This window comes from Cellulosimicrobium sp. NPDC057127, from assembly GCF_042670945.1.
Lineage (GTDB): Bacteria > Actinomycetota > Actinomycetes > Actinomycetales > Cellulomonadaceae > Cellulosimicrobium.
Genome location: NZ_JBHUUP010000005.1, coordinates 23,193 through 36,250 on the forward strand (window position 1 = coordinate 23,193; position 13,058 = coordinate 36,250).

Here is a 13,058-nt window from a genome sequence, read left to right on the forward strand (position 1 = left end):
CAACCATGGGGATCGAGGAAGCTCCCTCGGGCTTCGTGCTCGGGACCGTCGAGGACCTCGCGGGCTACTTCCGCAAGGCGTCGCTGTGGCCCGTGACGTTCGGCCTGGCGTGCTGCGCGATCGAGATGATGGCCGCGGGTGCGTCGCGGTTCGACCTGTCGCGCTTCGGCATGGAGGTGTTCCGCGCCTCGCCGCGCCAGGCGGACCTCATGATCGTCGCGGGGCGCGTGAGCCAGAAGATGGCACCGGTGGTGCGCCAGGTCTACGACCAGATGAGCGAGCCCAAGTGGGTGCTGTCGATGGGCGTGTGCGCGTCCAGCGGCGGGATGTTCAACAACTACGCGATCGTCCAGGGCGTCGACCACGTCGTCCCGGTCGACATCTACCTGCCCGGGTGCCCGCCGCGCCCCGAGATGCTCATCAACGCGATCCTGGCGCTGCACGAGCAGATCCGCGAGGAGCCGCTCGGCGTCAACCGCAAGGAGGCGGCCCGCGCCGCGGAGGCCGCGGCGCTCGAGGCGACGCCCACCTTCCGGATGAAGGGCCTGCTGCGATGACGGAGGGGACGGGGGCGGGCCCCGGCGCGGGCGGCCCGAAGCCGGCACCCCAGCCGGAGGAGGTGCAGGGACCGCGTTCGGCCGACCTCGTGACGGGCTCGCACGCCCCCGCCACTCTTGAGGTGGTCGAGGTCCGGGAGGGCATGTTCGGCGCGCAGGGCTCGGGCGACACGTCCGGGTACGGCGGCCTCGTGCAGCCCGTGGCCATGCCGGGCGCCGCGAGCAGGCCGTACGGCGGCTGGTTCGACGACGTCGTGGACACCCTCGGCGTGGTCCTCGCCGAGGCGGGCACGTCCGCGAGCGACGCGATCGAGTACGTGAGCGTCGACCCGCCCGGTGCGCACGCCGAGCTCACGCTCCACGTGCGGCGCGACCACCTCGTCCCGGTGTGCCGCGCGCTCCGCGACGACCAGGACCTGCGGTTCGAGCTCAGCCTCGGCGTGAGCGGCGTGCACTTCCCGCACGACGTCGGGCGCGAGCTGCACGCGGTCTACCACCTGACGTCGGTGACGCACGGGCGGCGCCTGCGGCTCGAGGTCGCCGTGCCGGACGCCGACCCGCACGTCCCGTCGACGACGTCGGTGTACCCGACGAACGACTGGCACGAGCGCGAGACGTGGGACTTCTTCGGGATCGTCTTCGACGGCCACCCGGCGCTCGCGCGCATCGAGATGCCGGACGACTGGCCCGGCCACCCGCAGCGCAAGGACTACCCGCTGGGCGGGATCCCCGTCGAGTACAAGGGCGCCACCGTACCCCCGCCGGACACGAGGAGGTCGTACTCGTGAGCACGCACACCACCGGGACGCCGCACGCGGCACCTCGCGCCACGAAGCCGCCGGTCGGCGACTTCGACCCGGGCGTCCCGAGCTTCGAGGCGTCCGGGGGCGACTGGGCGGAGATCGCCGAGAGCGCGGTCGCGGCCGCGGCGCTCGGCGAGGAGCGCATCGTCGTCAACATGGGCCCGCAGCACCCGTCCACGCACGGCGTGCTGCGCCTCATGCTCGAGATCGACGGCGAGACGGTCACCGAGGCGCGGTGCGGCATCGGCTACCTGCACACCGGCATCGAGAAGAACATGGAGTACCGGACGTGGACGCAGGGCGTCACGTTCTGCACCCGCATGGACTACCTCGCGCCGTTCTTCCAGGAGACGGCGTACTGCCTCGCGGTGGAGAAGCTCCTCGGCATCACCGACGACGTGCCCGAGCGGGCGAGCGTGATCCGCGTCCTGCTCATGGAGCTCAACCGCATCGCCTCCCACCTCGTGTGCCTCGGCACCGGGGGCAACGAGATGGGCGCGACGACGGTCATGACGATCGCCTTCACGGCGCGCGAGGAGATCCTGCGGGTCTTCGAGGCGGTCACCGGGCTGCGCATGAACCACGCGTTCGTGCGGCCGGGCGGTGTCGCGCAGGACGTGCCGCCGGGTCTCGTGGAGCAGGTGCGCAGCGCCGAGCCGCTGATCCGCCGGTACCTCGGGCAGCTCGGCGACCTCATGCTCGCCAACCCGATCTTCAAGGGCCGGCTCGTCGGCGTCGGGCACCTCAACCTCGCGGGCTGCATGGCGCTCGGCATCACCGGCCCCGTGCTCCGCTCGACCGGCCTGCCGTACGACGTGCGCAAGGCCGACCCGTACTGCGGCTACGAGACGTACGACTTCGACGTCCCCACGTCGGACGGCGCGGACTGCTACGACCGCGTAGTGCTGCGCATCGAGGAGTGCTACCAGTCGCTGCGCATCGTCGAGCAGTGCCTCGAGCGCCTCGAGGCGACGGCCGGGCAGCCGGTCATGGTGGGTGACCGCAAGATCGCGTGGCCGGCGCAGCTCGCCGTCGCGAGCGACGGCCAGGGCAACTCGCTCGAGCACATCAAGGAGATCATGGGCACCTCGATGGAGGCCCTGATCCACCACTTCAAGCTGGTCACGGAGGGCTTCCGGGTGCCGGTCGGGCAGGCGTGGCAGACGGTCGAGCACCCGCGCGGCGAGCTCGGCGCGCACCTGGTGTCCGACGGCGGCACGCGCCCCTACCGCGCGCACTTCCGCGACCCGTCGTTCAACAACCTCCAGGCCGTGGCCGCGATGTGCGAGGGCGGCCAGGTGGCCGACGTCGTCGTCGCCGTCGCGTCCCTGGACCCGGTGCTGGGAGGGGTGGACCGATGACGACCGACACCGGACCGGTCACGGACGGCGCACCGGCGGGCGGGCCCCGCCGGCGCCCGGGCTACGAGCCCGAGACGTACGCACGGCTCGCGGCCGACGCCGCGCAGATCGTCGCGCGCTACCCGCAGCAGCGCTCGGCCCTGCTGCCGATGCTGCACCTCGTCCAGTCGCAGGACGGCTACGTCTCGCGCGACGGCATCCTGTTCTGCGCCGAGCAGCTCGACCTCACGGCCGCCGAGGTCTCGGCGGTCGCGACGTTCTACACGCAGTACAAGCGCCACCCCAACGGCACCTACACCGTGGGCGTGTGCACGAACACGCTGTGCGCCGTCATGGGCGGCGACGCGATCTTCGACGAGCTCGCCGACCACCTCGGCGTCGGCCACGACGAGACCACCGACGACGGCGCCGTCACGCTCGAGCGCATCGAGTGCAACGCGGCGTGCGACTACGCGCCCGTGATGATGGTCAACTGGGAGTTCTTCGACAACCAGACGCCGCAGTCGGCGACGGACGTCGTCGACCGCCTGCGCGCGGGCGAGCAGGTGGCCCCGACGCGCGGCGCCGCGAGCGTCTGCAGCTTCAAGCAGATGAGCCGCGTCCTCGCGGGCTTCCCCGACGGCCGCGCCGACGAGGGCGTCGGCGCGGGCGAGGCCACGCTCGCCGGCCTGCGACTCGCGCGCGAGCACGGCTGGACCGCCCCCGGCTCCAGCGCGGCCGAGCCCGTCGCCGCCGCCCCCGCCGGAGGCGAGCCGGACGCCGGCGAGGAGCAGTCGAGCGCGGAGCGCGAGCCGGTGACGCCGGAGGACACGGCGCAGGGCGGCAAGCCCGGGACGCCGGAGCGCGAGGGCGACGCGTCGAGCCCGGACGAGCGTCCGGCGTCGGGCACCAAGGAGGACGCATGAGCGAGCAGCCGGAGACGAAGGTCGCGCCGCTGACCCCGGTCCTGTCCCAGACGTGGGACGCGGACCGGTCGTGGACCCTGCAGTCCTACCTCGACAGCGGCGGCTACGCGGGCCTGCGGTCCGCGCTGTCGCAGGAGCCGGGGGCGATCGTCGAGACGGTCAAGGCGTCCGGGCTGCGCGGACGCGGGGGAGCGGGGTTCCCGACGGGCATGAAGTGGGGCTTCCTGCCGCCGCCCGACGGCGGTCCGCGCTACCTCGTCGTCAACGCGGACGAGTCGGAGCCCGGCACGTGCAAGGACATCCCGCTGATGATGGCGAGCCCGCAGGCGCTCGTGGAGGGCGTGGCGATCACGTCGTACGCGATCGGGTGCCGGCACGCGTTCGTCTACGTGCGCGGTGAGGTGCTGCACGTGTACCGACGCCTGCTGCGCGCGGTGGAGGAGGCGTACGAGGCCGGGTTCCTCGGCACGGACGTCCTCGGGTCGGGCTTCGACCTCGACGTCACGGTGCACGCCGGCGCCGGCGCGTACATCTGCGGCGAGGAGACCGCGCTGCTCGACTCGCTCGAGGGCCTGCGCGGGCAGCCGCGGCTCAAGCCGCCGTTCCCCGCGGTCGCGGGCCTGTACGCGCGGCCCACGGTGGTCAACAACGTGGAGTCGATCGCGAGCGTGCCGTCGATCGTCGCCCACGGCGCCGACTGGTTCACGTCGATGGGCACGGAGCGCTCGGCCGGGTTCGGGCTGTTCTCGCTGTCCGGTCACGTCGAGCGTCCCGGGCAGTACGAGGCGCCGCTCGGCACGACGCTGCGCGAGCTGCTCGACATGGCCGGAGGCGTGCGCGGCGGGAAGGCGCTCAAGTTCTGGACGCCCGGCGGGTCGTCGACGCCGCTGTTCACCGCCGAGCACCTCGACACCCCGCTCGACTACGAGTCCGTCGCGAAGGCGGGCTCGATGCTCGGCACGCGCGCGCTGCAGATCTTCGACGAGACGGTCTGCGTCGTGCGCGCCGTGAGCCGCTGGACCGACTTCTACGCGCACGAGTCGTGCGGCAAGTGCACGCCCTGCCGGGAGGGCACGTACTGGATGAAGCAGGTGCTGCACCGCATCGAGGCGGGCCAGGGGACGCAGGGCGACCTCGACCTGCTCCTCGACACGTGCGACAACATCCTCGGCCGCGCGTTCTGCGCGCTCGGCGACGGCGCGACGTCGCCCGTGACGAGCAGCATCCAGCTCTTCCGCGACGAGTACGAGGCGCACATCACCGGCGGGGCGTGCCCGTTCGACCCGGCCGCGTCCGCGCTGTTCGAGCACACCCCGCGGCGCACCGCCCCCGCCCTCACGGCAGGAGTCCACTGATGACGACGACCACGCCGGCCGGTGCCGCCGGGACGCCCGCGGCGTCCTCGGCCCCGCCCCCGCCCGCCCCGCCGCCGGACCAGGTGTCCTTCACGATCGACGACATCGAGATGGCCGTGCCGAAGGGCACGCTCGTCATCCGTGCCGCCGAGCAGCTGGGCATCCAGATCCCGCGGTTCTGCGACCACCCGCTGCTGGCGCCCGCCGGCGCCTGCCGCCAGTGCCTCGTCGAGGTCGCGACGCCGGACCGCGAGGGCAACCTGCGGCCCATGCCGAAGCCGCAGGCGTCGTGCACGCTCGAGGCCACACCCGGCATGGTGGTGAAGACGCAGCGCACGAGCCCCGTGGCCGACAAGGCGCAGCACGGCATCATGGAGATGCTGCTCATCAACCACCCGCTCGACTGCCCGGTGTGCGACAAGGGCGGCGAGTGCCCGCTGCAGAACCAGGCGATGAGCAACGGGCGCGCGACGAGCCGCTTCGTGGACGTCAAGCGCACGTTCCCCAAGCCGATCGCGGTGTCGACGACGATCCTGCTCGACCGCGAGCGCTGCGTGCTGTGCCAGCGGTGCACGCGGTTCTCGAAGGAGATCGCGGGCGACGCGTTCATCGACCTGCAGAAGCGCGGCGCTGCCCAGCAGATCGGCCGGTTCGACGAGTCCGTGCTGGACTTCGCGCCCCCGGCGGGCGAGGTGCCCGGCGACCGGCCCGTGGGGCTCGCGCTCGAGGACGAGTCCGGGCAGCCGTTCGCGTCCTACTTCTCGGGCAACACGGTGCAGATCTGCCCGGTGGGCGCGCTCACCGGCGCGGCGTACCGGTTCCGGTCGCGGCCGTTCGACCTGGTGTCGACGCCGTCCGTCGCCGAGCACGACGCGTGCGGGAGCGCGATCCGCATCGACCACCGCCGTGGCGTCGTGCTGCGGCGCCTCGCGGGCGACGACCCGGTGGTCAACGAGGAGTGGATCACCGACAAGGACCGGTTCGCGTTCACGTGGCAGTCCGCCCCGGACCGCCTCACGCACCCGCTCGTCCGCGACCGGGAGGTCGCACCCGACGGGACGGTGGTACGCGGCGAGCTGCGGCCGGCGTCGTGGGCGGAGGCGCTCGAGGTCGCGGCGGACGCCCTCGTGCGGGCGCGCGACGCGGGCGGCGTGGGGGTGCTGCCGGGCGGGCGCCTGACGGTCGAGGACGCGTACGCGTACGCCAAGCTCGCACGGGTCGTGCTGCGCACCAACGACGTCGACCACCGCGCTCGCGCGCACAGCGCCGAGGAGGCCGACTTCCTCGCGCACGCCGTCGCCGGCCGGGGGATCGGCGTCACGCTCCCCGAGCTCGAGAAGGCGCCCGCGGTGCTGCTCGTCGGCCTCGAGGCCGAGGAGGAGGCCGGGATCACCTTCCTGCGCCTGCGCAAGGGCGCGCTGCGCCACGGCGTCCGCGTCTTCTCGCTCGCGCCCTACGCCTCGCGCGGCCTCGAGCGCGTGCGCGGCACGCTGCTGCGCGCCGCCCCGGGCACCGAGGCCGAGTGGCTCGACGGGATCGCCGCGGGCGACCGCGTCCGCACCCTCGACGAGGCGGCGGGCGGGCAGGACGCGCTGGCCGACGCGAGCGACGCGCTGCGCACGGCGGGCGCCGTCGTCCTCGTCGGGGAGCGGCTCGCCGCGACGCCCGGCGCGTACAGCGCCGTCCTGCGGGTCGCGGCGGCGACGGGCGCGCGGGTCGCGTGGGTCCCGCGGCGCGCGGGCGAGCGCGGCGGCGTGGAGGTCGGCACGCTGCCGAACCTGCTCCCGGGCGGCCGGCCCGTCGCCGACGCCGGGGCCCGGGTGGACCTCGCGGCGGTCTGGGGCGTCGACGCCGCCGACCTGCCCGCCGCCCCGGGGCGCGACGTCGCCGAGGTGCTCGACGCGCTGTCGGTCGGTCAGCTCTCCGGCGTCGTCGTCGGCGGGCTGGAGCTCGACGACCTGCCCGACCCGGCGCACGCGCGCCGGGCGCTCGCGGCGGCCGACGTCGTCGTGAGCCTGGAGGTGCGGCGCTCCGCGGTCGCCGAGCTCGCCGACGTCGTGCTGCCGGTCGCGCCGCCCGTCGAGAAGGCGGGGTCGTTCTGGAGCTGGGAGGGCCGTCTGCGCCCGTTCCCCGCTGCCCTCGGCTCGACGGCGATGGCCGACCACCGCGTGCTCGACGCGCTCGCCGACGCGGCGGGGGCGACGCTCGGGCTGCCGACCGTCGAGGCCGTGCGGGCCGAGCTGTCCCAGCTCGACGCGTGGGACGGCGCGCGGGTCGACGCCCCGCGGGTGCCGGCCGCCGAGCCGGCCGCCGTCGCGCCGGGCACCGCGGTGCTCGCGAGCTGGCGGCTCCTGCTCGACGACGGTCGCGGCCAGGACGGCGAGCGCTACCTCGCCGGGACCGCCAAGCGGCCCGTGGCCCGCCTGTCGGCGACGACGGCGGCGGCGGTCGACGTGTTCGACGGCGAGCTCGTGCGCGTCGGGACCGACCGGGGCTCGATCACGCTCCCGGTGGTCGTCACCGACATGGTCGACCACGTGGTGTGGCTGCCGCTGCGCTCGGTCGGCTCGCAGGTGCACGCCACGCTCGGCGCGGTGCCGGGCGACGTCGTGACGCTCGCCCCGGCCGACGTGCCCGGGGACGGGACCGCAGGGCCGGCCGGCCCGGGCGTCGGCAGCGGGCGCACCGCACGAGGGGAGGGCGCATGATCCCGGGCGTCGCCGCGGACTTCTCGCAGGACAACGGCTGGACGTACCTCGTCAAGGCCGTGCTCATCATCGTCTTCCTGCTCACGAGCGTGCTGGTCGCGATCTGGTTCGAGCGCAAGGTCGTGGCGCGCATGCAGGTGCGGCCCGGGCCGAACTGGCACGGCCCGTTCGGCCTGCTCCAGTCGCTCGCGGACGCGATGAAGCTCCTGCTCAAGGAGGACATCACCGTCAGGGCCGCGGACAAGTTCGTCTACCTGCTCGCGCCGATGATCTCGGTGTTCTGCTCGCTGCTCGTGTTCGCCGTCATCCCGTTCGGGCCCGAGGTGCGCATCCCGTTCACCGACTACGTCACGCCGGCGCAGCTCACCGACTTCCCCGTCGCGGTGCTGTACATCCTCGCGTGCGCCGCGCTCGGCGTGTACGGGATCGTGCTGGGCGGCTGGTCGTCGGGGTCGACGTACCCGCTGCTCGGCTCGGTGCGCTCGACGGCGCAGGTCATCAGCTACGAGCTCGCGATGGGCCTGTCGCTCGTGTCGGTGTTCATCATGGCGGGCTCGATGTCGACGTCGCAGATCGTCGACTCCCAGACGCCGCTGTGGTGGTTCCTGCCGCTGCTGCCCGCGTTCGTCATCTACGTCATCTCGATGATCGGCGAGACGAACCGCCTGCCGTTCGACCTGCCGGAGGCCGAGGGCGAGCTCGTGTCGGGCTACATGACCGAGTACTCGTCGATGAAGTTCGCGTGGTTCTTCCTCGCGGAGTACATCAACATGATCAACGTCTCCGCGATCGCGACCACGCTGTTCTTCGGCGGCTGGCGCGCCCCGTGGCCGCTGTCGGCGATCAACGACGGCATGTTCAACGAGGGCTGGTGGCCCATCCTCTGGTTCCTCGTGAAGATGTGGGCCTTCATGTTCGTGTTCGTCTGGGTGCGGGGCACGCTCCTGCGCCTGCGCTACGACCAGTTCATGTCGTTCGGCTGGAAGGTGCTCATCCCCGCCGCGCTCGGCTGGGTGGTGCTGCTGTCGGTCGTCCAGGGTGTGCGCCAGTTCGGCGAGGTCGACACGCGGCTCGTCGTCGGCATCGGCGCGGGCGTCGCGGTGCTCGTCGTCGTCGCCGTGTGGTTCTGGCCGCACCAGGTGCCCGCACCGGACCGTGGGGGCACGTCCGGGGCTCGGACCTCCGGTCGCGGGCAGGACGCGCCGGCGGAGCCGTTCGACGCGTTCGCCGGCGGGTTCCCCGTGCCGCCGCTGCCGGGCCAGTCGCTCCCGCCGTCCCCGCGCCGTCGTGCTCTCGTGCCCGACGACGCCCGATCGCCGGGAGGGACCGGGTCGACCGGCACGCCCGGCGACACGACCCCCGGAACGACGCACGACAAGGAGGGTGACCGTGCCTGAGGAGCGACAGCCCGGGCGGTACGAGCCCCTGCGGCCGCAGGCGAAGGGCCTGCGCGAGGCGCTCGCGCCTGTCGCCGGCTTCGGGGTGACGTTCTCGTCGATGTTCCGCCCGACGGTGACGGAGCAGTACCCGCGCGAGAAGACCCCCACGAAGCCGCGGTACCACGGGCGCCACCAGCTCAACCGGTACGCCGACGGGCTCGAGAAGTGCATCGGCTGCGAGCTGTGCGCCTGGGCGTGCCCGGCCGACGCGATCTACGTCGAGGGCGCCGACAACGCCGACCTGCCCGACGGGGCGCACATGTCGCCCGGGGAGCGGTACGGCCGCGTCTACCAGATCAACTACCTGCGCTGCATCTTCTGCGGGCTGTGCATCGAGGCGTGCCCCACGCGCGCGCTGACCATGACGAACGAGTACGAGCTCGCAGGGCCCACGCGCGAGGGCATGATCTGGGAGAAGGAGGACCTGCTCGCGCCGCTGCAGCAGGGGATGCTCGCGGCGCCGCACCCGATGGTCCCCGGCACCACCGACACCGAGTACTACCGCGGCGAGGTCGACGGCCCGGTCGCCGAGCAGGCCGCCTGGGTGCGCGAGCACCGGCCGGACGACCCGACCCTGCCGCCGGAGCCGGCGGCGCCGCGTCCCGAGGTCAACCGCGTCGAGCGGCCGGTCGGACGGGGCCGCGCGCCCCGGGTGGCCCGGTGACCGCGAGCGCGGGCGAGGCGGCCCTCTTCTGGGTCCTCGCCCCCCTGATGGTCCTCGCGGCCCTGTCGCTGCTGTTCGCCCGCAAGGCGGTGCACGCGGCGATCGCCGTCATGTTCGTCATGGTCGACCTCGCGATCCTCTACGTCGCGCAGGAGGCCTCGTTCCTCGGCGTCGTCCAGGTCGTCGTCTACACGGGCGCCGTGATGATGCTGTTCCTGTTCGTCCTCATGCTCGTCGGCGTCGACGCGTCCGACTCGCTCGTCGAGACGATCCGCGGCCAGCGCTGGATCGGCGTGCTGCTGGGGCTCGGCCTGGGCGCGGTGCTCGTGGGCGTCGTCACGCAGGCCACGTTCCCGCCGGCCGTCGGCCTCGCGGCCGCCAACGAGGTGACGAACCCGGTGGCGCTCGCACGCGTGCTGTTCGCGGACTACGTCTTCGCGATGGAGGTCGTGGGGGTGCTCCTCGTGACCGCGGCGGTCTCGGCGCTCGTGCTCACGCACCGGCGCCGCCTCGCGCCGAAGGTCGGTCAGCGCGAGCAGGCCGACGCCAAGGTGGCCGCCCTGCCGTCGGGCGGGCGCCTGACCCCGCTCGCCGCACCGGGCGTCTACGCGCAGAACAACGCGATGGACACGCCTGCGCTCGACCCGGCGGGGCGCCCCATCGAGGAGTCGGTCTCGCGGATCCTGCGCATCCGCGGCCAGGAGCGCTCGGCGGGGACGATCCTCGCCGCGGAGCGCGAGGTGCTCACCGAGCACGAGCCGCGGCGCCCGCTGCCGGCGCTGCGCGCGGACGACGCGAACGAGCGCCGGGTGCAGGCGGAGCCGGCCGGGGCCGACCCGGCGGGCGAGGTGAGCGGTCCCACCGATCCGGGCCGGACGCGCGTGGGCGGAGAGGACGCCTGATGGAGATCACCAACTACCTCGTGCTCGCGGCGGTCCTGTTCTCGATCGGGGCGGCGACGGTCCTCCTGCGCCGCAACGCGATCATCGTGTTCATGGGCGTCGAGCTCATGCTCAACGCGACCAACCTCGCGCTCGTCACGTTCGCGCGGATCCACGGCGACATCACCGGCCAGGTGCTGGCTTTCTTCGTCATGGTCGTCGCCGCCGCGGAGGTCGTCGTGGGGCTCGCGATCATCGTGTCCATCTTCCGTACGCGTCGGTCGGCGTCCGTCGACGACGTCAACCTGCTGAAGAGCTGAGAGGCCGCACCGATGACGATGCTCCTCCCGTCTGCGGCGGCGACCGGGCTCCTCGCCGGCGTCCACGGCGCGCTGCCCGCGGACACCGCGCCCGTGCCCGTGAGCACGGACGTCCCCGGCGCGCTCGCCGCCGCCCCGCTGCTCGTCGCGCTGCCCCTGCTCGGTGCGGTCGTCCTGCTGCTGGCCGGCCGCCGCAGCGACCGCTGGGGCGCCTGGCTCGGCGTGGTGATGTCGGGCGCCGCGTTCCTCGTGGGCCTCGTGATGTTCGTCGCGATGCTGGGCCTGCCCGCGGACGAGCGCGTGGTCGACCAGCACCTCGTCGAGTGGATCGTCGCGGGCGGGCTCGACGTCCCGCTCGGGCTGCGCATCGATCCCCTGTCGATGACGTTCGTGCTCCTCGTGACGTTCGTCGGCACGCTCATCCACGTGTACGCGGTCGCCTACATGGAGCACGACCGCGACCGCCGTCGGTTCTTCGCGTACCTCAACCTCTTCGTCGCAGCGATGCTCGTGCTGGTCCTCGCCGACTCCTACCTCCTGCTGTTCGTCGGCTGGGAGGGCGTCGGCCTGGCGTCCTACCTGCTCATCGGGTTCTGGAACCACCGCCGCGACTACGCGGTCGCGGCGAAGAAGGCGTTCGTCATGAACCGCGTGGGCGACATCGGCCTCATCGTCGCGCTCATGCTGATGTTCGCGGCGTTCGGCGCCGTCGACTTCACGACCGTGTTCGCGCTCGCGCCCGAGGCGTCGACCGCGCTGCTCACGGCCACGGGCCTCGCGCTCCTGCTCGCCGCGTGCGGCAAGTCCGCGCAGTTCCCGCTCCAGGCGTGGCTCGGCGACGCGATGGCCGGCCCGACGCCGGTCTCCGCCCTCATCCACGCCGCCACGATGGTCACGGCCGGCGTCTACCTCGTGGTGCGGTCCGCGCCGATCTTCGAGGGCGCGCCGACGGCGCAGCTCGTCGTGGTGGTCGTGGGCGCGGTGACGCTGGTCTTCGGGGCGGTCGTGGGCTGCGCGAAGGACGACATCAAGAAGGCGCTCGCGGCCTCCACCATGTCGCAGATCGGGTACATGATCCTCGCCGCGGGCCTCGGCCCGATCGGCTACGCGTTCGCGATCTTCCACCTCGTGACGCACGGGTTCTTCAAGGCCGGCATGTTCCTCGGCGCGGGGTCGGTCATGCACGGGATGGACGACCAGGTGGACATGCGCCGCTTCGGTTCCCTGTCCCGGTACATGAAGGTCACGTTCGTGACCTTCGGCCTCGGCTGGCTCGCGATCCTCGGCATCCCGCCGTTCTCCGGGTTCTGGAGCAAGGACAAGATCATCGAGGCCGCGTTCGTCCCCGTCGACGGCGAGCCGTGGCGCGCCTGGGTCTTCGGGGGAGCGGCTCTGGTCGGCGCCGGGATCACCGCGTTCTACATGTCACGCCTGTTCTTCATGACGTTCGCCGGCCGGCGGCGCTGGAACGACGGCAGCGGCTCGGTCGACGGGCTCCGTCCCCAGGACGGCCCGGTGCGGCACCCGCACGAGTCCCCGGGCCTCATGGTGTGGCCGATGATCGTGCTCGCCGTCGGGTCGGCGGCCCTCGGGGGGATCCTCGCCGCCGGCTCGCGGTTCGTCGACTGGCTCGAACCGGTCACCGGGCACGTCGAGCACGAGGAGCCGGTGCTCCCCGTGTGGGCGCTCATCACGCTCACCCTGCTCCTCGTCCTCGCCGGTGCCGCGCTCGCCTGGCGGCGGTACGCGATGTCGTCGGTCCCGGTGCGTGCGCCGCGCGGCTCCGTCCTCACGCGCGCCGCCCGCCGCGACCTGTACCAGGACGACGTCAACGAGGCCGTGCTCATGCGGCCGGGCCAGTACCTCACGCGCTCGCTCGTGTACGCGGACAAGGAGATGGTCGACGGCGGGTGGCTGGGCCTCGCCGGCGGCATCGGCCGGGTCGGCGAGCGGCTGCGCGGCTGGCAGAACGGCTACGTGCGCTCCTACGGCGCGACGATGCTCGGCGGCGTCGTGGTGATCGCCGCCGTCGTGCTCGCCCTGACCACCGGCACCGCGAGCTGAA

Annotated in this window: 11 protein-coding genes; all 11 read left to right on the forward strand. The window is 73.2% G+C overall.

The features are described 5' to 3' along the window. Positions 1-5: 5 nt before the first annotated feature. Genes ACFTZA_RS06340 through nuoL form a run of 11 tightly spaced genes read left to right on the forward strand, consistent with a single transcriptional unit; the run spans position 6 to position 13,057 of the window. Entirely contained in the window at positions 6-557 is a 552-nt protein-coding gene (locus tag ACFTZA_RS06340) for an NADH-quinone oxidoreductase subunit B family protein (RefSeq protein WP_075829143.1), read from the forward strand. Then, positions 554-1,345: an NADH-quinone oxidoreductase subunit C gene (locus ACFTZA_RS06345; protein WP_378191968.1), complete on the forward strand. Its 792-nt coding sequence runs from the start codon at positions 554-556 to the stop codon at positions 1,343-1,345. Before ACFTZA_RS06340 ends, ACFTZA_RS06345 begins: the two co-directional genes overlap by 4 nt. Continuing rightward, entirely contained in the window at positions 1,342-2,721 is a 1,380-nt protein-coding gene (locus tag ACFTZA_RS06350; RefSeq protein ID WP_378191971.1) for an NADH-quinone oxidoreductase subunit D, read from the forward strand. The genes ACFTZA_RS06345 and ACFTZA_RS06350 overlap by 4 nt, the downstream gene beginning before the upstream one ends. Further along, positions 2,718-3,626, forward strand: a complete 909-nt coding sequence (gene nuoE / locus ACFTZA_RS06355) for an NADH-quinone oxidoreductase subunit NuoE (protein ID WP_378191973.1) — start codon at positions 2,718-2,720, stop codon at positions 3,624-3,626. Before ACFTZA_RS06350 ends, nuoE begins: the two co-directional genes overlap by 4 nt. After that, the gene (gene nuoF / locus ACFTZA_RS06360) at positions 3,623-4,981 is read left to right on the forward strand and encodes an NADH-quinone oxidoreductase subunit NuoF (RefSeq protein ID WP_378191975.1); all 1,359 of its coding nucleotides are present in this window, start codon (positions 3,623-3,625) and stop codon (positions 4,979-4,981) included. The genes nuoE and nuoF overlap by 4 nt, the downstream gene beginning before the upstream one ends. Further along, positions 4,981-7,689 (forward strand): NADH-quinone oxidoreductase subunit G, encoded by a 2,709-nt coding sequence (locus ACFTZA_RS06365; protein ID WP_378191977.1) that lies wholly within the window; start codon positions 4,981-4,983, stop codon positions 7,687-7,689. Before nuoF ends, ACFTZA_RS06365 begins: the two co-directional genes overlap by 1 nt. Continuing rightward, the gene (nuoH, locus tag ACFTZA_RS06370) at positions 7,686-9,086 is read left to right on the forward strand and encodes an NADH-quinone oxidoreductase subunit NuoH (RefSeq protein ID WP_378191979.1); all 1,401 of its coding nucleotides are present in this window, start codon (positions 7,686-7,688) and stop codon (positions 9,084-9,086) included. The genes ACFTZA_RS06365 and nuoH overlap by 4 nt, the downstream gene beginning before the upstream one ends. Beyond that, complete coding sequence (gene nuoI / locus ACFTZA_RS06375; protein ID WP_378191981.1) at positions 9,079-9,792, forward strand: NADH-quinone oxidoreductase subunit NuoI; 714 nt, start codon at positions 9,079-9,081, stop codon at positions 9,790-9,792. Before nuoH ends, nuoI begins: the two co-directional genes overlap by 8 nt. Continuing rightward, positions 9,789-10,694 (forward strand): NADH-quinone oxidoreductase subunit J, encoded by a 906-nt coding sequence (locus ACFTZA_RS06380; RefSeq protein WP_378191983.1) that lies wholly within the window; start codon positions 9,789-9,791, stop codon positions 10,692-10,694. Before nuoI ends, ACFTZA_RS06380 begins: the two co-directional genes overlap by 4 nt. Further along, positions 10,694-10,993 (forward strand): NADH-quinone oxidoreductase subunit NuoK, encoded by a 300-nt coding sequence (gene nuoK, locus ACFTZA_RS06385; RefSeq protein WP_378191985.1) that lies wholly within the window; start codon positions 10,694-10,696, stop codon positions 10,991-10,993. The genes ACFTZA_RS06380 and nuoK overlap by 1 nt, the downstream gene beginning before the upstream one ends. A 12-nt stretch (positions 10,994-11,005) precedes the next feature. Beyond that, a complete protein-coding gene (gene nuoL / locus ACFTZA_RS06390) occupies positions 11,006-13,057 on the forward strand; it encodes an NADH-quinone oxidoreductase subunit L (RefSeq protein ID WP_378191987.1) in 2,052 nt (683 codons plus the stop codon). Position 13,058: the final 1 nt, after the last annotated feature.

Coding starts and splice junctions, on each gene's coding strand:
- ACFTZA_RS06340 (WP_075829143.1), top strand. CDS start 6: ATGGGGATCGAGGAAGCTCCCTCGGGCTTCGTGCTCGGGACCGTCGAG.
- ACFTZA_RS06345 (WP_378191968.1), top strand. CDS start 554: ATGACGGAGGGGACGGGGGCGGGCCCCGGCGCGGGCGGCCCGAAGCCG.
- nuoE (WP_378191973.1), top strand. CDS start 2,718: ATGACGACCGACACCGGACCGGTCACGGACGGCGCACCGGCGGGCGGG.
- nuoF (WP_378191975.1), top strand. CDS start 3,623: ATGAGCGAGCAGCCGGAGACGAAGGTCGCGCCGCTGACCCCGGTCCTG.
- ACFTZA_RS06365 (WP_378191977.1), top strand. CDS start 4,981: ATGACGACGACCACGCCGGCCGGTGCCGCCGGGACGCCCGCGGCGTCC.
- nuoH (WP_378191979.1), top strand. CDS start 7,686: ATGATCCCGGGCGTCGCCGCGGACTTCTCGCAGGACAACGGCTGGACG.
- nuoK (WP_378191985.1), top strand. CDS start 10,694: ATGGAGATCACCAACTACCTCGTGCTCGCGGCGGTCCTGTTCTCGATC.
- nuoL (WP_378191987.1), top strand. CDS start 11,006: ATGACGATGCTCCTCCCGTCTGCGGCGGCGACCGGGCTCCTCGCCGGC.